Annotated in this window: 22 protein-coding genes; 13 read left to right on the forward strand and 9 right to left on the reverse strand. The window is 60.5% G+C overall.

The window, feature by feature from the left end; genetic code table 11:
• Nucleotides 1-6: 6 nt before the first annotated feature.
• From copD to lspA, 8 genes are all read left to right on the forward strand, one after another.
• Entirely contained in the window at nt 7-849 is an 843-nt protein-coding gene (gene copD / locus AC1Q6Z_RS28530; protein ID WP_370360509.1) for a copper homeostasis membrane protein CopD, read from the forward strand.
• 98 nt (nt 850-947) lie between these two features.
• Nucleotides 948-1550 carry a transglutaminase-like cysteine peptidase gene (locus AC1Q6Z_RS28535; protein ID WP_306041525.1) on the forward strand — a complete coding sequence of 201 codons (603 nt, stop codon included), beginning with the start codon at nt 948-950 and terminating at the stop codon, nt 1548-1550.
• Nucleotides 1551-1753: 203 nt separating this feature from the next.
• Nucleotides 1754-2323, forward strand: a complete 570-nt coding sequence (locus AC1Q6Z_RS28540; RefSeq protein ID WP_306041524.1) for an MAPEG family protein — start codon at nt 1754-1756, stop codon at nt 2321-2323.
• A 168-nt stretch (nt 2324-2491) separates the two neighbouring features.
• A complete protein-coding gene (locus AC1Q6Z_RS28545; protein WP_306041523.1) occupies nt 2492-3133 on the forward strand; it encodes a DsbA family protein in 642 nt (213 codons plus the stop codon).
• Nucleotides 3133-4002, forward strand: coding sequence for a peptidylprolyl isomerase (locus tag AC1Q6Z_RS28550; RefSeq protein WP_064334810.1), 870 nt, complete (start codon nt 3133-3135; stop codon nt 4000-4002). The genes AC1Q6Z_RS28545 and AC1Q6Z_RS28550 overlap by 1 nt, the downstream gene beginning before the upstream one ends.
• Nucleotides 4003-4071: 69 nt before the next feature.
• Nucleotides 4072-5112 (forward strand): L,D-transpeptidase family protein, encoded by a 1041-nt coding sequence (locus AC1Q6Z_RS28555; RefSeq protein ID WP_306041522.1) that lies wholly within the window; start codon nt 4072-4074, stop codon nt 5110-5112.
• Between the two features lie 193 nt (nt 5113-5305).
• Entirely contained in the window at nt 5306-5995 is a 690-nt protein-coding gene (locus tag AC1Q6Z_RS28560) for a L,D-transpeptidase (protein ID WP_306041521.1), read from the forward strand.
• Nucleotides 5996-5998: 3 nt separating this feature from the next.
• The gene (gene lspA, locus AC1Q6Z_RS28565) at nt 5999-6505 is read left to right on the forward strand and encodes a signal peptidase II (RefSeq protein ID WP_370360505.1); all 507 of its coding nucleotides are present in this window, start codon (nt 5999-6001) and stop codon (nt 6503-6505) included.
• Between the two features lie 32 nt (nt 6506-6537).
• Here lspA and AC1Q6Z_RS28570 read toward each other — a convergent pair whose 3' ends face one another.
• From AC1Q6Z_RS28570 to AC1Q6Z_RS28585, 4 genes are all read right to left on the reverse strand, one after another.
• A complete protein-coding gene (locus AC1Q6Z_RS28570) occupies nt 6538-7857 on the reverse strand; it encodes an MFS transporter (RefSeq protein ID WP_306041519.1) in 1320 nt (439 codons plus the stop codon).
• Nucleotides 7858-7872: 15 nt separating this feature from the next.
• Nucleotides 7873-8148, reverse strand: coding sequence for a metal-sensing transcriptional repressor (locus AC1Q6Z_RS28575; protein WP_306041518.1), 276 nt, complete (start codon nt 8146-8148; stop codon nt 7873-7875).
• Nucleotides 8149-8314: 166 nt separating this feature from the next.
• A complete protein-coding gene (locus AC1Q6Z_RS28580; protein ID WP_306041517.1) occupies nt 8315-9508 on the reverse strand; it encodes a ZIP family metal transporter in 1194 nt (397 codons plus the stop codon).
• Entirely contained in the window at nt 9505-10659 is a 1155-nt protein-coding gene (locus tag AC1Q6Z_RS28585) for a multicopper oxidase domain-containing protein (RefSeq protein ID WP_306041516.1), read from the reverse strand. Before AC1Q6Z_RS28585 ends, AC1Q6Z_RS28580 begins: the two co-directional genes overlap by 4 nt.
• A 182-nt stretch (nt 10660-10841) precedes the next feature.
• Here AC1Q6Z_RS28585 and mntR point away from each other — a divergent pair, with 182 nt between their 5' ends.
• From mntR to AC1Q6Z_RS28600, 3 genes are all read left to right on the forward strand, one after another.
• On the forward strand, nt 10842-11312 hold the full coding sequence (mntR, locus tag AC1Q6Z_RS28590; RefSeq protein WP_306041560.1) for a manganese-binding transcriptional regulator MntR: 471 nt from the start codon (nt 10842-10844) through the stop codon (nt 11310-11312).
• A 226-nt stretch (nt 11313-11538) separates the two neighbouring features.
• Nucleotides 11539-11979 carry a disulfide bond formation protein B gene (locus AC1Q6Z_RS28595; RefSeq protein WP_064334819.1) on the forward strand — a complete coding sequence of 147 codons (441 nt, stop codon included), beginning with the start codon at nt 11539-11541 and terminating at the stop codon, nt 11977-11979.
• A complete protein-coding gene (locus AC1Q6Z_RS28600; RefSeq protein WP_306041515.1) occupies nt 11976-12623 on the forward strand; it encodes a DsbA family protein in 648 nt (215 codons plus the stop codon). Before AC1Q6Z_RS28595 ends, AC1Q6Z_RS28600 begins: the two co-directional genes overlap by 4 nt.
• Nucleotides 12624-12755: 132 nt before the next feature.
• On the opposite strand, the gene AC1Q6Z_RS28605 is transcribed toward AC1Q6Z_RS28600, so the two are convergent.
• The 5 genes from AC1Q6Z_RS28605 to AC1Q6Z_RS28625 all read right to left on the reverse strand — a co-directional run bounded on the left by AC1Q6Z_RS28605 (nt 12756) and on the right by AC1Q6Z_RS28625 (nt 15179).
• Nucleotides 12756-13364, reverse strand: coding sequence for an SCO family protein (locus AC1Q6Z_RS28605; RefSeq protein WP_306041511.1), 609 nt, complete (start codon nt 13362-13364; stop codon nt 12756-12758).
• Nucleotides 13361-13864, reverse strand: coding sequence for a copper chaperone PCu(A)C (locus tag AC1Q6Z_RS28610; protein ID WP_023517227.1), 504 nt, complete (start codon nt 13862-13864; stop codon nt 13361-13363). Before AC1Q6Z_RS28610 ends, AC1Q6Z_RS28605 begins: the two co-directional genes overlap by 4 nt.
• A gap of 137 nt (nt 13865-14001) precedes the next feature.
• Nucleotides 14002-14418 (reverse strand): MerR family transcriptional regulator, encoded by a 417-nt coding sequence (locus AC1Q6Z_RS28615; RefSeq protein ID WP_023517226.1) that lies wholly within the window; start codon nt 14416-14418, stop codon nt 14002-14004.
• A 29-nt stretch (nt 14419-14447) separates the two neighbouring features.
• Nucleotides 14448-14654 carry a hypothetical protein gene (locus AC1Q6Z_RS28620; RefSeq protein ID WP_023517225.1) on the reverse strand — a complete coding sequence of 69 codons (207 nt, stop codon included), beginning with the start codon at nt 14652-14654 and terminating at the stop codon, nt 14448-14450.
• 105 nt (nt 14655-14759) lie between these two features.
• Nucleotides 14760-15179, reverse strand: a complete 420-nt coding sequence (locus AC1Q6Z_RS28625; RefSeq protein ID WP_023517224.1) for a MerR family transcriptional regulator — start codon at nt 15177-15179, stop codon at nt 14760-14762.
• A gap of 177 nt (nt 15180-15356) precedes the next feature.
• Here AC1Q6Z_RS28625 and AC1Q6Z_RS28630 point away from each other — a divergent pair, with 177 nt between their 5' ends.
• Nucleotides 15357-15578, forward strand: a complete 222-nt coding sequence (locus AC1Q6Z_RS28630) for a heavy-metal-associated domain-containing protein (protein WP_064334823.1) — start codon at nt 15357-15359, stop codon at nt 15576-15578.
• Entirely contained in the window at nt 15575-17653 is a 2079-nt protein-coding gene (locus tag AC1Q6Z_RS28635) for a heavy metal translocating P-type ATPase (RefSeq protein WP_306041505.1), read from the forward strand. The genes AC1Q6Z_RS28630 and AC1Q6Z_RS28635 overlap by 4 nt, the downstream gene beginning before the upstream one ends.
• Nucleotides 17654-17709 lie beyond the last annotated feature (56 nt).

Raw genomic sequence — 17709 nt, forward strand, 5'->3', positions numbered from 1 at the left:
CCGTGAATGGCGGACCCGGTAATTGTCCTCATCCTGTGCCGGGGCGCAATATTCGGAGCAGCCCTTATGATCTGGGGGGCGTCATTGTTTCGCTGGCGCCTCCAGCCTCATGCAGAGAGGATGCGTTTCGAGGGCTGGATGATTCTGTGCCTGGTTGTCGCGGTCATTATTCTCCTGCCGGCACAGGCGGCCCGGGTTTCTGACGGGTGGGGCGATATTTTTGAACCGGGCCTTCTTCGGGATGTCATAGTTTTCACCACGCCCGGAAGGTCGTGGGCTCTCCAGGCGGCGGCGATCACGGTGGCTGCGTTTGCATTTGTCATGCAATGGACAAGGGCCACCGTGCTGTCGATAGTGATCGTGTTCATTGCCCAATCGATGACCGGACATGCCGCAGCATCCGAAGGCGTATTCGGGTATGTGCGGCAGGCGAATGACGTGCTTCACCAGATCGCTGCGGGAGCTTGGTTGGGTGCGCTGCCGTATGTCTTGCGGCTTCTGCCGGACGTGGAAAAGCTTGACGCGAAGATGATTCTTATCCGTTATTCAGGCGAGGGCCATTTTTGGGTTTCGCTTCTGCTCGTGACCGGGTTGATTGCTACTCTTTGGATCTTCGAAGGAATACCGCTTGACTGGAGCATTCGCTATCAGCTGCTTTGGGCTTTGAAGGTGTTCGTGACAATGGCCATGGTCGGACTTGCGGTGTGCAATCGTTACTTCCTGGTGCCGCGTCTTCGGGACAGGCCCGACGCATTGTCGGCGCTCGCGAGAGCAACCAGACTCGAGATCGCGCTTGGGCTATTGGCCGTTGCGCTGGTTGCATGGTTTGGAACGCTCGAACCACGTTGAGCGGTGTCTTCGGCTCTCCGAGTGTCAGGCGCATGGACGCGCGAGACGGGAATCATTAATAATCTGGACACGTTGATCAGGAATGAATCGGAGTGGTGATGAATTTCGGACGGTTGATCGCAGGTGCGAGCCTATCGGCTCTCTGGTCTTTTGTCGGCAACGGCGCATGGGCTCATCCGTCCGCGATGGTCACGGGAAATTTCACGTCTCAACCAATCGGTCATTTTGAGTTCTGCAAGCGAAACGCGTCAGAATGCACGTTACGTTCCAGGAAAACGGCGCCATTGCCAATGTCGAGCGAGTTCCTTGCGCAGTTGCAACAATTGAATGTTTCAGTGAACAAGGCAATCAAGCCCATAAGTGATTTTGATCTATACGGAGTGGAAGAATACTGGACCTATCCAGTCGATGCAGGCGATTGCGAGGACTATGTGCTCGCAAAACGTCGTGTTTTGATCGAGGATGGTATCCCGTCGTCAACGGTGCTCATTACGGTATTGCGTCGACCGAACGGTGAGGGGCACGCCGTTCTGACGGTGAGAACCGACATCGGAGACGTCATTCTTGATAATCTGACGGATGCCGTCTTGAACTGGGACGAAACTGGCTACACTTACCTGAAGCGACAGGCGCTCGACCATACGGGGCGCTGGGTGTCCATTCGAGACGGCGACGCTCCGCTGGTCGGTTCCGTTCACTGAAGTTCGGGGTCGAGGAGGTTTCGTCTGCAGAGCTTTTTTCGTCTCGACCAAACTGCGCACGAGCACGGCGACAATCGCAGCAGCCGCCGAATTGCTGGTCATCCAAACCATGCCGAGCGGAACTTAAAGCTCTGGCACCCGCGATCGAGCGGTCCTGACAGTAAGAGCTTTACGTTCAGGCTCATACGGTGCGGAGTGTTGATATGGTAATCGTCCCGGCGTCCAAAGCTGAACTTCGGAAAGAGCAGCGCAAAATCCTCTTGAGAAGCGGTGCGGCTGCCATGGTGTGCATGCTGGCCCTCGGTGGCACGCAATACCTTCTACGCGGCGCCAAGGTTTTCCCCGACGAAAATCTGGAATCGCGGCTATTATTCATAGCCGCCGCGAACTTGCTTCTCGTCGTTTGGGTCATCATAGGCGTCGCCATGGTGGCACGAGGCCGACGTCATTCTGCGGAAGATATCGGCGGATCGGCATACTCTCGCCCGAGCTCTAGAATTGCCGTTGCAGCCGCTTTTCTTCAGAACACGCTCGAACAATTCGTCATCGCGTCCGTGACGTTATCCGCGCTCGTGATGCTGGAAGGCGCGGCGATGATGCCGTTTATCGCGGCTTCTGTGGTCCTGTTCGGTGTCGGCCGCGTTTGCTTCTTAGTCGGGTACTCAAAAGGGGCCGGTGGCCGTGCGTTTGGAATGGCCCTGACTGCGCTCCCCAGCATCGCGGCGTTCGTGATCGCGTTGGCGCATTTGATCACGCGGGTCTGGCAAACGTGATGCTGACGACGTCAATTCTGGCATACTGATGGATCGGCATAGGCCCCGGCGGGCTTGAATCCGACCCTTCGTTTGAATCCGTCGTAAAAATCGTGGCGCGCGTTTACGCCTCTTGCACCTCAAGTACCTAGAGGTTTTATGATCCGGCTCCTTTGATTTGGAGACGAGATGTTCAGGCGACAATTTCTGGGATCGACCGCGGCAGCTTTCACCTTGCTGGCCGCAAACCGCGTTGTTGCGCAGACGGCCGCCACAGGCTCGGCGACGGACCTCTTGCAGCCGGGGCCGTTGCCCGAGCGGATTCTGGGGCGCGACGACGCACCGGTTACCGTTATCGAATATGCGTCGATGACATGCGGGCATTGCGCCAACTTTCACTTGAGTATCTGGCCAGCCTTCAAGGCAGAGTTCATCGATACGGGTAAGGTCCGCTTCATTCTCCGCGAGTTCCCGTTTGATCCGCGCGCGACCGCCGCCTTCATGCTCGCCCGCTGCACGGGTGACGACAGATGGTATCCGACGGTCGACCTCCTCTTCCGTAACCAGCCGCGCTGGGCGCGTGCTCAGGACGGCAAGGAAGGGTTCCTCTCGGTCCTGTCGATGACCGGTCTCAAGGAAGCCGATCTTGAGGCTTGCCTTAGCGACCAGGCGCTGCTCGACAAAGTCAATGCGGTCGCGGCCAGAGGTCAGGAACTTGGCGTCGATTCGACGCCGACCTTCTTTATCAACGGCGAAAAATACACCGGCGTAATGCCGATCGAGCAATTGCGCGCCGTCATCGAACCGATTGTCGCGGGAGCAAAGAAGTGATGCTGCTGAAAATCAGGAACGTCTTTCTTTCCGCGCTCTTTCTGGTCGCTGTTCCAGCCTTCGCCGAGGAACGGGCGGATCAGGTAGCAGCTCGCGTCGGAGATTCCGAGATTCTGGAATCCGACGTATCGTTCGCAACCTCGTTCCTCGGCGATCCTAATCCCAAGGCAACACCCGAGGCACGCAAGTCCGCGGTCGTCGATGCGCTGATCGACCTCAAGGTGGTCTCTGACGCCGCGATCAAGGACGGGCTGGAGAACGACGAGACGTTCAAGCGGCAGATGGTGTTCCTGAGGCAACAGGCGCTTCGGCAGGCCTATCTCGCCAAGGCTGCCGCCGCCGCTGTAACCGAGGACGCACTGCGCAAGGTCTATAACGAACGGGTCGCCGCCATGCCGTCGGTCGAAGAGGTTCGCGTCCGGCACATCCTGCTGAAGGACAGGGCTGGCGCTGAGGCGGCGATGAGGGATATAGCCGCGGGCAAGTCCTTTGAAGAGGTGGCCGGGAGCGTTTCGCTGGATGAAACGTCGAAGAAGAGCGGCGGTGATCTTGGCTTTCTGACCATGGAACAACTCCCGCCGGAGCTGGGAGAGGCGATCGTAACGATGAAGACCGGTGAGATTGCCGCAAAGCCCGTGGAGACGCCCTTCGGCTTTCATGTCGTAAAACTTGAAGAGCGGCGCAAGCGTGAACCACCGGCATTCGAGGTTGTGTCGACGGAGTTGCGCCGTGGCATGGAAGCCCAGGCGGTGAGCAAGATCGTCGCTGACCTCAAGGCGGCCGCGCGGATAGAGAAGCTCGTGCCCGATGTTGCGATGCCTGAGGGATCGGATGACGGACACGAGCATGGTGCCGAGGGCGGGGAATAGCGCAACTCTATCGTTTCTTTCGTGCAATCCCGTTCCCTTGTTCTCATTATTCTCGTGTCCCGGCATCTCATGCGGTCGCTCCATTCTCTGCTGCCAAAATTCCTCGCCGTCTCTCTCATCGCGATCATGCTATCGGGATGCGTTGCCATGGAGCTCGCCGAACTCTCCAGCGAGCCGCCGAAGCTTTCCGCCGCCGTCGTGGCCGCGATGGCGAAGAAGGGTATGCGGCCTGAAGATCCTGTCCTTGTGCGGATATTCAAGCAGGAGAGTGAGCTGGAGGTGTGGAAGGCGGATGCATCAGGCCGTTACAAGCTCTTCAAGACCTATCCGATGTGCCGCTGGTCCGGCAAACTCGGCCCCAAGACGAAAGAAGGCGATCGCCAGGCGCCGGAAGGCTTCTATCATGTCTCGGCCGGGATGCTGAATCCGCAGTCGCAGTACTATGTCTCGTTCAATCTCGGTTATCCCAACCGTCTTGAAGCTGCGCTCGGCTACACCGGTGAGGCGCTGATGGTCCATGGCGCCTGCTCGTCGTCGGGTTGCTACGCCATGACCGATCAGGGCGTCGGTGAGATCTATGCCATCGCTCAGAAGGCGCTGCAAAGCGGTCAGGACAGCTTTCAGGTCCAAGCCTATCCGTTTCGCATGACCGCGGAGAACCTCGCCAAGCATCGAGGGGATTCGAACATGCCGTTCTGGCTCACCCTCAAGGAGGGCTACGACCAATTCGCTTTTTCGAAGCGCCAGCCGAAGGTCGCGGCCTGCGAACGGCGCTATGTGTTCAACAGGGAGTTCGAGGGGGGCGATCCGCGCAATCCGCTCGCCGCCTGTCCGGTATCGTCCAGCGGGGCTTCGGCCGACCTCCTGTCAATGGTGGCGACGGAGCGTGGCAAGGTGGACGCGGCGCTTGCCGCCGAAAAGTCGGCCGCGGCGCTCGCTTATGTGGACGGCGGCATGCATCCAAGCTTCCGGGCTCTTTTGAAGAAACAGGGGGCCTCGAAGCTGGCGGAGGATATCTCGATCAAAAAATATCCGGTCAGTCGGCCGGAGGCTGCGCTTGCCGATCCCTATTCGGGCACGTCTGCTTTCAGCGGGGCGTCGGATGACTGATCCAAGTGACGTTCGACAGCGTGCGCGCATGATCCGGCGGAAGAACCGCGTCATGCTTTTTGTTCTGCTGGGCTTCGTAGTCTCTGTCATTGCCTACAGCGCTTTTCACATTCGCAGCGAAATGAAGACGTCGACACCGTCGGCAGCTGCTGCTGAAACCGGTAAATAGTCGGCGTCGAGAAAAGGGACGAACATGCTTGAAGACACAAAGACAGTCGCGCGCCGCAGCTTCCTTCTCGGGGCACTTTCCATGGCGCTGGCGGCCTGCTCCACGACATCCCCCTCCGCAGTGCCCAGCGTCGCACGCCGTCCGATGGGCGTGCCGAGCGAGGAGGAACTGGCGGCTCGCTACGCCGCGATCGAGGATGGCGGTCATCAGCTGCCGGCCGTTCCCTTCCGGGAAATCGATTCAAAGTTCTACCGCCAGCGTGTTCTCAACACGACGGGCGAGCCAGCCGGCACTGTGGTGGTCGATACCGGTTCAAAGTTTCTCTATGTCGTGGAGCCCGGCGGCACGGCGATGCGCTACGGGGTCGGTCTTGGCCGCGCGGGATTTGCCTGGGAAGGCGAGGGGGTCATCCAGTGGCGCCAGAAGTGGCCGCGCTGGAAGCCGCCGGCGGAAATGATCGCGCGCCAACCCGAGCTTGCGAAATTCTCTGTCGAGAACGGTGGACAGGAGCCAGGGCCGAACAATGCGCTCGGCGCCCGCGCGCTCTACATCTTCCAGAATGGCGAGGACACGCTTTACCGTCTGCACGGAACACGTGAGTGGAACTCTATCGGAAAATCCGTGTCCTCCGGCTGCGTGCGGTTGGTCAATCAGGATGTCATCGACCTCTACACCCGCGTGCCTTCCAAGGCACGCATTGTCGTACGCACGTAGATCATGCGGTTGGTAGTTGAAAGAAAAGGCGAGCTCGCCGCCTTGTTTGCGTTCGGCGCCGCAATCTTCCTCGTGGACATCGCTCTCAAGCACTTCATGGTCACGGCGGTGATGAACCCGCCGCGGATCATTCCCGTCACACCGTTCTTCAATCTCGTGCTCGTCTACAATCCCGGCGTCAGCTTCGGAATGTTCGCCGAATGGATATCGGCGGCGCCACAGCTTTTTGCCGTTCTGAAAGCATGCATCGTTGCCGGGCTCCTGTCGTGGGCCGCTCTTTCGCGCCGGATGGTTGAGCGGCTGGCACTGTGCATGGTCGCGGGAGGAGCGATGGGCAATCTCGTCGACCGGTATGCCGACGGCCACGTAACCGACTATCTGGATTTCTATGCGGGACAGTGGCATTGGCCATCGTTCAACCTTGCCGATGTGGCCATCGTGGCTGGTGCGGGCGTCATGATCGCGGTTGCTTCTTTCCAAAGAGACACTGCAACGAGCCAATCTTCATGAAAGCGTGTCGGCGGAGCCACCGGTTCGACAGCTTACGGCCTTGAGGGCCACTCTGGATGCAGCCGGTCGATGACGACGGCATGGGTGTGGCGATGTCCGCCACGCCGCGCTCCTTCCGCAAGGTGCGGGTGATCGGCAGGCAGGTCGTCGTGGTCGTGTTCGATCTCGGCATTGTCGTCCGATGGCCATAGCACCATCGCGGCGGCGAGGCCTGATGTCGCGAGGAGTGCGAGGCAAAGGGCGGCTGCGGACAGGCCGATAGTCGCGCCGAGCCAACCGGCGAGCGGATAGGTGATGAGCCAGGCGGCGTGGGAGAGCGCGAAATGCGCCGCAAACAGGGCCGGTCGGTCTTCCGCATGCGCGGATCGCCGCAACAGCCGGCCGGAGGGCGTCTGGGCGATCGAATAGCCGATGCCGAGGAGACACCAGAGCGGCAAGAGCGTGCGGATGCTGTCGACGGCCGAGGCTGCCAGAAGCCCGGCAATCAGGACCGCCGCTCCAGCCAGCATGACCGGGCGGTCGGGAATAGTGTCGAGGAGTTTTGGAAGGAAGAGCGCCGCCAGCATCGAGCCGCCGCCGAACGCGGCGAGCGCAAGGGCCGTGCTTTCCTGGGTCAGGCCGAAGGTGGACTGCACGATCACGACCGTGTTGACGATCACCATCGAGCCGGCGGCCGAGACCGAAAGGCAAATCGCGAGAAGGCCGCGCAGCCGCGGCGTTGCCAGATAGAGACGAAGGCCCCGCGTGGTCCGTTCGTAGACACTGCGACGCTCGGTCTTCGAAGGCGCGGGAAGCACGACGGAGACGACGAGCGCCGAGGATACGAGAAAGCCGATGACCGTGCCGCCGAACAGCGAATGGAAAGAGATGATCGTCAGGAGCGCTGCAGCCAAGGCGGGGCTGATGAGGCTTTCGAGGTCATAGGCGAGCCGGGAGAGCGATAGCGCTCGCGTATAGTCCTTTTCGTCCGGCAGCACCTCGGGGATCGTCGCCTGGAAGGCCGGGGTGAAGGCGGCCGAGGCCGATTGCAGGACGAAGATCAGGACGTAGACCTGCCAGACCTCGGTGACGAAGGGCAGGCAGAGGGCGACGGCGGCGCGTACGAGGTCGAGTGCGACCAGCAGCGGCCGCCGTGGAAGCACTTCCGCGAAGGCGCCCGCGATCGGTGCGATGCCGACATAGGCGATCATCTTGATGGCGAGCGCCGTACCCAGCACCGCGCCGGCGTCAGGTCCGGCGATCTCGTAGGCGAGCAGGCCGAGGGCGACCGTCGCCAGACCTGTCCCGACCAGCGCGACGACCTGCGCCAGAAAAAGGTGGCGATAGGTTCGGTTCTGGAGGACGCCGAGCATGCTGTTTCCGATCGGTCAGAGATACTTGGTGATCGCCTTGAACTCGGCCATGGCGCTTCGCTGGTCGGCGGGCAGGGGGCCGACCGCATCCTCGAGGCAATGGTCGAGATGGTCCTGGATCAGCGCGCGCTTGGCATTGGTGACCGCCTTTTCGACGGCATGAAGCTGTTGTGCGAGATCGAGGCAGGGGCGTCCATCCTCGATCATCGCGATGATGCTCTTCAGATGTCCCTCGGCCCGCTTCAGCCGCTTGACGATCTCGGGATGGGTCTTGTGCCTGTGCTCGCTCATATGGATAACCTATCCCCCTGGATAGGATATTGCAATTGTGGGCACGGCGTCACATTCGTGATTGCGCCGCGCCTACAGCCAGCGTTGCACCGGGCGTTTATCGGCCAGATAGTGTTGCCGAGAAAGCGCGCCGGGACCTGTTCCTCACTGCGAGCGCATAGACCAATCAGATCTTCACCAGCATCGCGGTCACGTACATGACTGCGATGCCGAGGGCGAAGCCGCCCAGGACCTCCTTCGAGAACAGGATGTCCGTACGGTCCTCGTCGTTGCGGAGCATGAACAGCGTCACCTCGATGATGACCTGGAGAATGGCGCCGGCACCGATCGCGAGCGCAAGTGCCGACCAATGGGGGGCGTAGGCGAGGCTGCCGATCCACATGCCGAGCACGGCCGGGCCGCCGGCGATCAGCGTCAACAGTACGAACTGGCGGAAGGTGGGTCTGATCTTGAGGAGCGGTGCGGCGATGCCGATGCCTTCGGTGATGTTGTGCAGCGTGAAGCCCATGACGAGGAAGGTGCCGAGACCTGCGGAGCCGGCCGCGAAGGCGCCTCCGATGGCAAGGCCCTCGCCCATGTTGTGCAGGCCTATGCCGATTGCGATGTAGGTGGCGAGCGCCACGCCGCTCGGCCGTCCGCCCCGCCGCGAGACGGCCATTAGTAACAGGAAGGACGCGGCGGCGGCAAAGACCACCATTGCGCCACCCTGGAAGACGGGTGCGGATGCGCCGGCAAGCTCGAAGGCCTCCGCTACGGCGTCCACTAAGAGGAACGCGAGGAGGCCGACTGTCACCGCGAGCAGGAACCGCATGGCGCTCAGTCCCGCGCCGCGTAGCGCCGGATAGAACATCAGGCCGATGGCGACGGGCAGAATGCCGACGAAGGCGCCGAGGATGGCTTGCGACCGGAGACCGTTCGAGGTCACCTCCGGCGTGGGAACCGCGACCGGGATCTCGTGCTCGAACGTTGCGCCGGTGCTGGTGACGACGGTGACACGGTGCGCCTCGCCGAGAACCCAGGGGAAGGGAATGGAAATCCAGGCCGACTGCCCGCGGGGAAGCGGGCCGGGCGGGTCGAGCGTGAATTGCCAATAGGCGGCATCGACCTGGACCTGTGCGATCTTCAGCGGCTCCGAGCCGCCGGCGCGTACAAGAAGCCGTACCCCGCCGCCGTCGAGCGTTGTGCGCTCATAGGTGAGGTTCTCGACGGGCGGCGCGCCGTTTTCGAAGCTTCGGAGCGGATTGGTACCGAAGAGCCAGGCAATGGCCGCCGCCAAAACCAGGAAAGGGATGACGGTCCAGAGGAGAGCGGCGCGCCGGCTAGGTGATGCGGCCTGGCTCGAAGCGGTTTCGTCGGTCATGCCACTTCCTCCACGACTTCGAACATTCCCATCCAGCCGAGCTCCGTGAACTCCGACTGGTGCGCGTGGAACATGTAGAGGCCCGGTTCATGGTCCGCATGTTCGCCGAAGGTGAACTCCAGAATGCCGCGCTGCGCCTGGCACTGCATGATGAGGTCGACGGTTTTAAGAGTCGGCGTCAGGGTGGTGCCCTGGTCGAAATAGTCGAAGAAGTTGCCGTGGATGTGGAAGGAGTTGATTGGATCGAACTCGGTGAGGTTCGCGAGGTAGATGCGCACCGGACGGCTCTTCTCGATGCGGATCGGCTTCTTGGCGTAGCAGTGGGCGATGGTGTTGCAAGCATAGAACTCGTTCTCGCCGTCGAAATTGGTGTCGAAGGCATTCATCACCATGGCGAGTTCCTGCCATCTCGCATTCTCGGGCGAGCCGTGCAGCCGGCTGAGCGCCACGTCGCGGAATTCTGGTCGCAGTTCCGGATCGGGATCGATGACGAAGAGACCGTACATGCCCTTGTGGATATGCCGCGCGAGCGGCAGGGCATGGCAGTGGTAGAGGTGGCAGCCGAAGGGGCGGGCGTCGAACTCGTAGACGAACTCCTCGCCTGGGTTGATGACGCCCGCGCCAGGAATCCCGTCCATGCGCGCGGCATGAATGCCGTGGAAATGCATGGAGTGCGGATGAGAACCGTAGTTGCGCAAAATGATGCGCAGCCGCTCTCCTTCCATCGCGCGGAGCGACGGCCCGGGCACGCGACCGTTGAAGGTCCAGGCGGGGAACATGACGCCGGGCGCGATCTCGATCTCCTTGTCCTCGACCTCGACTTCGAACGTACGCAGCCGACGGCCGTCGGGGAGGGTGGAGACGGTCCCGAGATCCCAGTCGGTCAGCATCGACGTCGGATCGAAGCCGTTGCGCTCGTTATCGACGTCACCGACGGTGATCATCGCTCCATGTGCCTGCATATGCGGCGGCGCGGCATCGCTTGTGCCGGCTTTGCCGTCAGTCGTCGCGGACATCTGGTGGCCCTGGTGCTGGGCGGCGGCATCCTGGCTCAGCGCTGAACGGGCGGCGAGGGCTGCGCCGCCGGCCGCTGCCAGGCCCGCGCCGAGCAGCTTTCGGCGTCCGAGGTTGAATGGCAGCCAGTTTCGCATTGTCCCGTCCTTTTGATAATCGTTCTTAATAGCAATAACAGCACATGCTCTTAGTTATAGCAATAGCTATGTTCGGAACTGCTGATGCTTCGGTCGCCTCCGGAAAAGATGATGATTGCAGAAAAATCATAGTGCAGGCTATGAATTCGCAATAAACTGGATAAAACCTCGGGAAGGGCATGATGACAGCAAGTCGCAGGAAATCGGCAAACAAACACTCGCTCGTTGACGCCGATACCCATGTCGAAAGCTTCCGCCAGACGCGCTCCAACCGGCGCAACGAACTCATCGAGGATTATGTCGAACTGATCGATGACCTCATCCTCCATGGCGGAGAGGCGCGGCAGGTCGATATCGTACAGAGGCTGGGCGTTGCGCAGCCGACCGTCGCAAAGATGCTCAAGCGTCTCGCCAGCGACGGCTTCATCCAGCAGAAGCGCTATCGCGGCATCTTCCTGACCGAAGCCGGGAAGGCACTGGCGGCCAGGAGCCGAGAGCGACATCGGATCGTCGAAGGGTTCCTGCGCGCCGTCGGGGTTGGAGAAGAGGCCGCGCGCATCGACGCCGAAGGCATCGAGCACCATGTCAGCGACGAGACGCTTGCCGTCTTCAAGGCTTTCCTCGACAAGGCGGGGCCGCCCGGCCGCGCTTGACCTATCCTGACCGTGATGTGCCTACGGCAGGGGGCGCGGCGCTTCATCCAACGATGGAGCGTTCGTGGCATTGAAGTTCGCTTTCGCAGATCCGATCCCACGACAATTTTGCCCACAGTCCCTGCTGTATGACGAGAGTGGCGCGCTCTGATCGGAGTCACGCTGCTTGACCCTCTAGCTGCTTGAGGGTCCATAATTCGGGAATCATGGCGATATCGGACATTGTATGAGCGTTCGGGACAAGAGATCGGAAGACGATGGGTGGCTGACGCTGTTCCTCGCATGGATGGTTGCGCTTATCGCTTCGCTCGGGGCTCTCTTCATCGGCGAAGTCATGGGCCAGACGCCGTGCATCTTATGTTGGTATCAGCGCGCGTTCATGTTTCCGCTGGCGCTAGTCCTGGCGGTTTCCGCCTTTCGCATGGACCGTGGCGTATGGCGCTATGCGTTGCCGCTGAGTGGAGCAGGTCTGTTGATCGCGACATACCACGTCCTGCTATATTACGGCTTCATTCCGGAGGCAGTCGTTCCTTGTGGGAAGGGGCCCTCCTGTACTGATGCGAAGATGACCATTTTCGAGGTGATCCCGCTGCCGGTGCTGTCACTTCTGGCATTCGCCGCGATTTCATTCCTCCTCCTCATCGACCGAAGGGAGCATGCCCGATGAACCGAGCGCTCGTCATCACTCTCACCGCGCTTGCCGCGCTCGGTGTTTTTGGAGGAGGTGCCTACTACTACACTGCGCAGCAGAAAGAACATGCGGCTTCTGTCACAGCGTCGGCGGATACGCTCGTGCGCGCGCATTCGCCGATTCTGGGTAAGGAAGACGCACCCGTCACGATCGTGGAGTTCTTCGACCCCTCATGCGAGGCCTGCCGCGCCTTCTTTCCGCTTGTGAAGAATATCCTGGCGACCTATCCGGATGATGTGCGTGTGGTGATCCGCTATACCACCTTCCACAAGGGCTCCGACGAAGCCGTGCGCATCCTCGAGGCGGCACGCAAACAGGACAAGTTCGAGCCGGTCCTTGCGGCGCTTGTGGACAAGCAGCCCGAGTGGGCTACTCACGGGGAGCCTGACATGAAGCGGGCCTGGAACATTGCCGGTGAGGCGGGTCTGGAACTCATGGGCGCCCGTCTCGACAGCGTGAAGCCGGAAGTTGATCAGGTGCTTCAGACCGATCTAGCGGACGTCAAGGCGAACAATGTCGAACAGACGCCTACGTTCTTCGTCAACGGCAAGCTGCTGGTCAATTTCAGCCCGCAGGGCTTGATCGATCTGGTGAAAGGCGAAGTCGACAAGACGAGTTGACAGCGCTCTGGCAAGAAATCGCGGCTTGTCCGCCTGTAGGGCGCTTCACGGCTGGTGGTAGGTTCGATGTCCCTCACCAATGCTTGGAGGTCGATAGGGTGAGCAACTGCCTTGGCCGAGAAAGTTTGAAGGTCACGCCCCGCCCACTTCCGCGAGATTGCGCAGTTTCTTCAGACGGGTTTCTCGCGGCTCGTGCATGTCCAGCATACCTTGGAACCGACCATCCGCATCCATGAGAAAGATGCCCGCTGTGTGGTCCATTGTATAGCTGCCGCCCTCGGTATCGACCCTTTTGGCTGTTGCCCGGAACGCTGACAGCGCCTGATCCGTTTGCTTCCGCGTGCCGCGCACCGCGATGATCCTCGGATCGAATGCTTCCATGTACAGCGAAAGCAGGTTCTGCGTGTCACGTTCCGGATCGACGGATATGAGAAGCGCGTTGAACGCATCGGCCTGCGGACCGAGTTCCTTCATGAGATCCGTCAGTTCGAACAGCGTGGTCGGGCAGATGTCCGGGCAGTGCGTAAAGCCGAAGAATGCGAGGTAGGGCCTGCCGCGTAGGCTTCTATCCGACACGGCCTCGCCGCGATGGGACGTCAGTTCAAACGGGCCGCCGATCCCGCCGGTGGGCTCGGTTTCGGCCATATTCGCAAGAACCAGAGCTCCGGAGACGAGGCCGCCAACCAACAGGGCGGCGATTGCGGATCTGAAGAGCGCACGTCGGCTGTAAATCGACGTCATGGGGTTGCGCCATGGCCCTGATGGTCTTCGTTTTCAGCCGGCTGTTTCGCGCCCATGCCCTGAACCGCGAATTCAACCTTGATCTCGCCAGCCTTTTCGAAACGGAGCGTCGCCTCGACCTTTTCGCCTTCCTTGAAAACCTTCGTGGGCTTGATGAACATGAGGTGGGTAGCGCCTGGCGCAAGCTCGACCGTTTCACCCGGTTTGATCGTCACCCCTGCGGTCAGTGGTCGCATGCGGGCGACGCCATCTTGAAGAGTCGACTCGTGCACTTCAACCGCCGTTGCGATCGGAGAGCTGCCGCCAAGGAATGTGTCAGATTCGGCGCCGGTATTCGTGATCTTCAGATAGCCGCCGGCAACGGGAGCTACCATCGGCGTTGCACGCGACCAGGGATGATCGATCTGCAGATCACCAGCGCTATAATCATGCGCAAATGCGGCGGGCCCTGCTGCGAGGGAAAGCGTGAACATAAGAACAGGGGTGAAAAGACGTTTCATGTCAGCCTCTGAGTAAGGAGCGCGATCCGGACCTTGGCCCGCGACCCCGCTCTACACCCTCTAGCAGCTTTAGGGTCAATCGACCCCGGACGCCTGCGGCTTTCTGTCGTCTGCTGGTCTGCCCCTGATGACGCGGATCAATCGTGATCCGAGCAGCATAGGTCGTGTGAAGCGAGCGCCCGGATCACATAACAATCCCGCACATGATTGTTGTGCTGGTGAGAGGTTATGCGCTCTAGTTCGATTTCAAGCTTCCGGAGCTTGGCGATCTTGTCGCGAACGGAGGCAAGTTGCTCAAGGGCAATGCGGTCGGCATCCGCGCAGGGTTTGTCAGGGTGATGGCTGAGTTCGATAAGGGATCGTATGGCATCTATCGAAAGGCCCAGATCACGGGAGTGCTTTATGAAGGTCAGGCGATCCATCTCCTCCTTGGTATAGCGGCGCTGATTGCCTTCGGAGCGCTCCGCGTGGGGAAGAAGACCCATTTGCTCATAGTAGCGGATTGTCGGGATTTTCACGCCGGAGGTCTTCGAAAGATCACCAATCGTCAACATGTCGTTTTTCCAAAGTCTGTTATAAGAGTTCAATCGCCATGGAGTATTCGGAACCAGAAGAAGCCTTCGGCTCCGATGAGAGGACCGATGACGAGAGGCGCAACAACGCCGAACAGGCCTTCGAGAGTCGTGTGAGCAGTCGCCCAGCAAACGAAGAGCATTGCCAGCTTGACACCCAGAATGCCGAGCAGGGCAAGACCAAGAAAGAGAGCGGACGACCTGATCGCCTTGGCCATGTTTCACCTCCATCCAAGCCTAGCCCGGGCGAGGATGATCGCAAACTCAACTCTTGTTGTTCGAAATGATGGCGACGGCGTCACCGCGCTTCCGCTTTGAAAGCGTCATGTCATGTTCTCGTGGGATGGGGACAATGATTCGATGATGCGGCAGTCGCCCACCGTGCCGCTCGAGCATTGAGACAGCATCCGATCGAGCTCGCTCCGCAATGCGTTCAGATCGGCGATCTTCCGCTCGACCTCCAGCAGATGTTCCTTGGCGATCGCATCGACCGCTCCGCACGGCCGGCTCTTGTCGTCTGAAAGATCGAGCAGTGTTCGAATCTGATCGAGCGAGAAGCCGAGATCGCGTGCACGCCGGACGAAGCTTAGGCGATTGAGGTGCGAGCGCTCGTAGGACCGGTAATTGCCGCCCGTACGCGCTGGTGCGGGTAGAAGGCCGCTTTTCTCGTAGAACCGGATAGTTTCGACCTTCGTGCCGGTCATTTGCGCCAGCGCCCCGATGGTCAGCGGGCGGTTTGCCATAGCTTTATCCCTGTACTGACTACAGTCTTTAGATAGGGGCAATCGTCCCGGCGCGCCAGTCAATTTCACTTTACCGCCCAACGATCGAAAGCTGAAGGACGGCTCTTGACCCTGTAGCGACTACAGAGCGCACATTCCATCGGTGCACTTCGAGCGTATTTTCCAAAGGAGCAGAATATGACCTCTTCCCTCACCACCATCGATCTCAAGATCGAAGGCATGGATTGCGGCCATTGCATCAGTACAGTCGAGAAGGCGGTTCATGCCCTGCCGGGCATCGAGGAGGTCAAGGTCTCCCTTTCCGATAACAACGCGATAATCAGCTTTGATGCTGCCCTTACGTCGCAGGATGCGATCGTCGAAGCTGTCGAGGACGCAGGGTATGACGTTCCGCGATGATCACGCTTGAGCTTCCCATTGGCGGCATGGATTGCGCCGCCTGTGCCAAGAAAGTCCAGCGGGCCCTGAAGAAGCTCCCCGGCGTCGTAAATGTCGAGGTGCTCCTGAGTGCTGAAAAGGCCGTCATCGACCATGACCCGAAACTCGTGACGCGCGAGGCATTACAGGCGACGGTGGAAAAGGTCGGCTTCACCGTCCCGGCGCCTCAGGCGGCCGATACAGCCTATATGATTCAAGGCAATCTGCTGCAACGGCAGCTCTTTACGCTGCTTGGCGTGCTGTTCGGCGTCATCCTGTTTCTCGTCGTTATTGGGGAAGGCCTTGGTCTGTTCGACGTGGTTACGGATCGCGTCCCTCTCTGGCTTGGGACGGCGGTGGTCCTCGCGTTTGGTGCGCCGATCTTCCTCGATGCTGGTCGCTCGGCCCTTCGCCTGGAGGTGACGAGCCACACGCTTATGTCCGTAGGTGCCGTCGCGGCCCTGGTCACCGGCCAATGGGCGACGGCGGCGATCGTCGTCTTCTTCATGCGCATTGGTGTGTTCGCCGAGCGCTTCACCAGCGAAAAGGCACGGCAGCTTCTGAAGGGGTTGACCGCGCTCGCGCCGCAAAAGGCGCGCGTGCTGCGTGGTGGAGAGGAGATCGAGGTGACGATCGAAGCGGTTGCGGTCGGCGACACGGTTATCGTGCGCCCGGGCGAGCGCGTTCCTGTCGACGGTATCGTGATCGAAGGGCAGGCGACCCTCGATCAGGCGGCCATCACGGGCGAGAGCATGCCCGTAGAAGCGGAAGCCGGAGACAAGGTTTTTGCGGCCACGCTCGCCAAACTGGGACATCTCAAGCTCGAGGCCGAACGGATCGGTCGTGACACGACCTTCGGTCGCACGATCAAGCTCGTCGAGGAGGCGGAAGCCAACCGCGGCGAGGTGCAGCGGGTCGCCGACAAGTTCAGTGGATACTATCTGCCGGTCGTCGCGACGATCGCGATTCTTACCTACCTGCTGAGTGGGAACGTCCTCTCGGTTGTTGCCGTCCTGGTCGTCGCGTGCTCCTGCTCGTTTGCACTCGCCACACCTATCGCGATGATGGCCTCGATCGGCGCAGCAGCGAAGCGTGGCCTGCTCATCAAGGGCGGCAAGTATGTCGAAGCCATCAAGGTCGCGGATGTCGTCCTTATGGACAAGACGGGCACTTTGACGACGGGAAAGCCACGTGTGACGGATGTCGTGTCGCTGGATGGCACGCCGGAGCAAGCACTTCTGCAGCTTGCGGCCATCGCCGAGCGCCATTCCGAACATCCCTTGGCCGAGGCCGTTCGCAATCACGCTAAGGATCGAGGCGTCAAGGGTGGTGAGCCAGAGCGTTTCGAGGCAATTCCGGGCAAGGATATTCGCGCCACCGTCGATGGGCAGGTTGTTGAGATTGGGAACCGGCGGCTGGTGGATGTGGACAAGCGCTTTGATGATGTCGCTCGCTTGGAAGATGAGGGGAAGACACTTCTGATCATGGCTGTCGATGGCCGCCCGGCCGGAATCTTTGCGGCGATGGATACGGTGCGACCGGAAGTCTCCGATGCGATCACGGAAATCCGCAAGCTTGGTATTGCGCGGATCGAGCTTCTGACAGGGGACAACGAGCGCACGGCCGCTGCCATCGCGAGCCCGCTCGGGATCGGTTTCCAGGCGAACCTGCTCCCCGAGGACAAAATCCGCGTCGTGAAGGAGCTGCAGGAGAAGGGCCATCGGGTCGTAATGGTTGGGGATGGCGTCAACGACGCGCCGGCGCTCGCGCAGGCCGAAGTGGGCATCGCCATGGGCGGTGGAACGGATGTCGCGATGGAGGCGGCCCATATCGTGCTCATGCGGGAAGACTGGACGCTCGTCGCCGACTCCTTCCGCATCGCGCGACGCACGATGGGGGTGGTCAGGATGAACATCGCCTTTACCGCGCTTTACAATCTTGTCGGTCTTTCGCTTGCAGCGTTCGGGGTCATTCCGCCGATCTTCGCCGCCGCGATGCAGTCGATACCGGACATCGGGATTCTTGCGAATTCTTCACGCTTGATCCGGCAGAAGTAGTGCCGAAGACCACACAGGACCGCCGCTAACTTGCGGCGGTCAATCTCCTCTCATAG

This window comes from Shinella sp. GW835-FHT14H05, from assembly GCF_058793575.1.

What these genes read in the sequence shown, in the direction of transcription:
- copD (WP_370360509.1), top strand. Translation starts at nt 7, where the DNA reads ATGGCGGACCCGGTAATTGTCCTCATCCTGTGCCGGGGCGCAATATTC.
- AC1Q6Z_RS28535 (WP_306041525.1), top strand. Translation starts at nt 948, where the DNA reads ATGAATTTCGGACGGTTGATCGCAGGTGCGAGCCTATCGGCTCTCTGG.
- AC1Q6Z_RS28540 (WP_306041524.1), top strand. Translation starts at nt 1,754, where the DNA reads ATGGTAATCGTCCCGGCGTCCAAAGCTGAACTTCGGAAAGAGCAGCGC.
- AC1Q6Z_RS28545 (WP_306041523.1), top strand. Translation starts at nt 2,492, where the DNA reads ATGTTCAGGCGACAATTTCTGGGATCGACCGCGGCAGCTTTCACCTTG.
- AC1Q6Z_RS28550 (WP_064334810.1), top strand. Translation starts at nt 3,133, where the DNA reads ATGCTGCTGAAAATCAGGAACGTCTTTCTTTCCGCGCTCTTTCTGGTC.
- AC1Q6Z_RS28555 (WP_306041522.1), top strand. Translation starts at nt 4,072, where the DNA reads ATGCGGTCGCTCCATTCTCTGCTGCCAAAATTCCTCGCCGTCTCTCTC.
- AC1Q6Z_RS28560 (WP_306041521.1), top strand. Translation starts at nt 5,306, where the DNA reads ATGCTTGAAGACACAAAGACAGTCGCGCGCCGCAGCTTCCTTCTCGGG.
- lspA (WP_370360505.1), top strand. Translation starts at nt 5,999, where the DNA reads ATGCGGTTGGTAGTTGAAAGAAAAGGCGAGCTCGCCGCCTTGTTTGCG.
- AC1Q6Z_RS28570 (WP_306041519.1), bottom strand. Translation starts at nt 7,857, where the DNA reads ATGCTCGGCGTCCTCCAGAACCGAACCTATCGCCACCTTTTTCTGGCG.
- AC1Q6Z_RS28575 (WP_306041518.1), bottom strand. Translation starts at nt 8,148, where the DNA reads ATGAGCGAGCACAGGCACAAGACCCATCCCGAGATCGTCAAGCGGCTG.
- AC1Q6Z_RS28580 (WP_306041517.1), bottom strand. Translation starts at nt 9,508, where the DNA reads ATGACCGACGAAACCGCTTCGAGCCAGGCCGCATCACCTAGCCGGCGC.
- AC1Q6Z_RS28585 (WP_306041516.1), bottom strand. Translation starts at nt 10,659, where the DNA reads ATGCGAAACTGGCTGCCATTCAACCTCGGACGCCGAAAGCTGCTCGGC.
- mntR (WP_306041560.1), top strand. Translation starts at nt 10,842, where the DNA reads ATGACAGCAAGTCGCAGGAAATCGGCAAACAAACACTCGCTCGTTGAC.
- AC1Q6Z_RS28595 (WP_064334819.1), top strand. Translation starts at nt 11,539, where the DNA reads ATGAGCGTTCGGGACAAGAGATCGGAAGACGATGGGTGGCTGACGCTG.
- AC1Q6Z_RS28600 (WP_306041515.1), top strand. Translation starts at nt 11,976, where the DNA reads ATGAACCGAGCGCTCGTCATCACTCTCACCGCGCTTGCCGCGCTCGGT.
- AC1Q6Z_RS28605 (WP_306041511.1), bottom strand. Translation starts at nt 13,364, where the DNA reads ATGACGTCGATTTACAGCCGACGTGCGCTCTTCAGATCCGCAATCGCC.
- AC1Q6Z_RS28610 (WP_023517227.1), bottom strand. Translation starts at nt 13,864, where the DNA reads ATGAAACGTCTTTTCACCCCTGTTCTTATGTTCACGCTTTCCCTCGCA.
- AC1Q6Z_RS28615 (WP_023517226.1), bottom strand. Translation starts at nt 14,418, where the DNA reads ATGTTGACGATTGGTGATCTTTCGAAGACCTCCGGCGTGAAAATCCCG.
- AC1Q6Z_RS28620 (WP_023517225.1), bottom strand. Translation starts at nt 14,654, where the DNA reads ATGGCCAAGGCGATCAGGTCGTCCGCTCTCTTTCTTGGTCTTGCCCTG.
- AC1Q6Z_RS28625 (WP_023517224.1), bottom strand. Translation starts at nt 15,179, where the DNA reads ATGGCAAACCGCCCGCTGACCATCGGGGCGCTGGCGCAAATGACCGGC.
- AC1Q6Z_RS28630 (WP_064334823.1), top strand. Translation starts at nt 15,357, where the DNA reads ATGACCTCTTCCCTCACCACCATCGATCTCAAGATCGAAGGCATGGAT.
- AC1Q6Z_RS28635 (WP_306041505.1), top strand. Translation starts at nt 15,575, where the DNA reads ATGATCACGCTTGAGCTTCCCATTGGCGGCATGGATTGCGCCGCCTGT.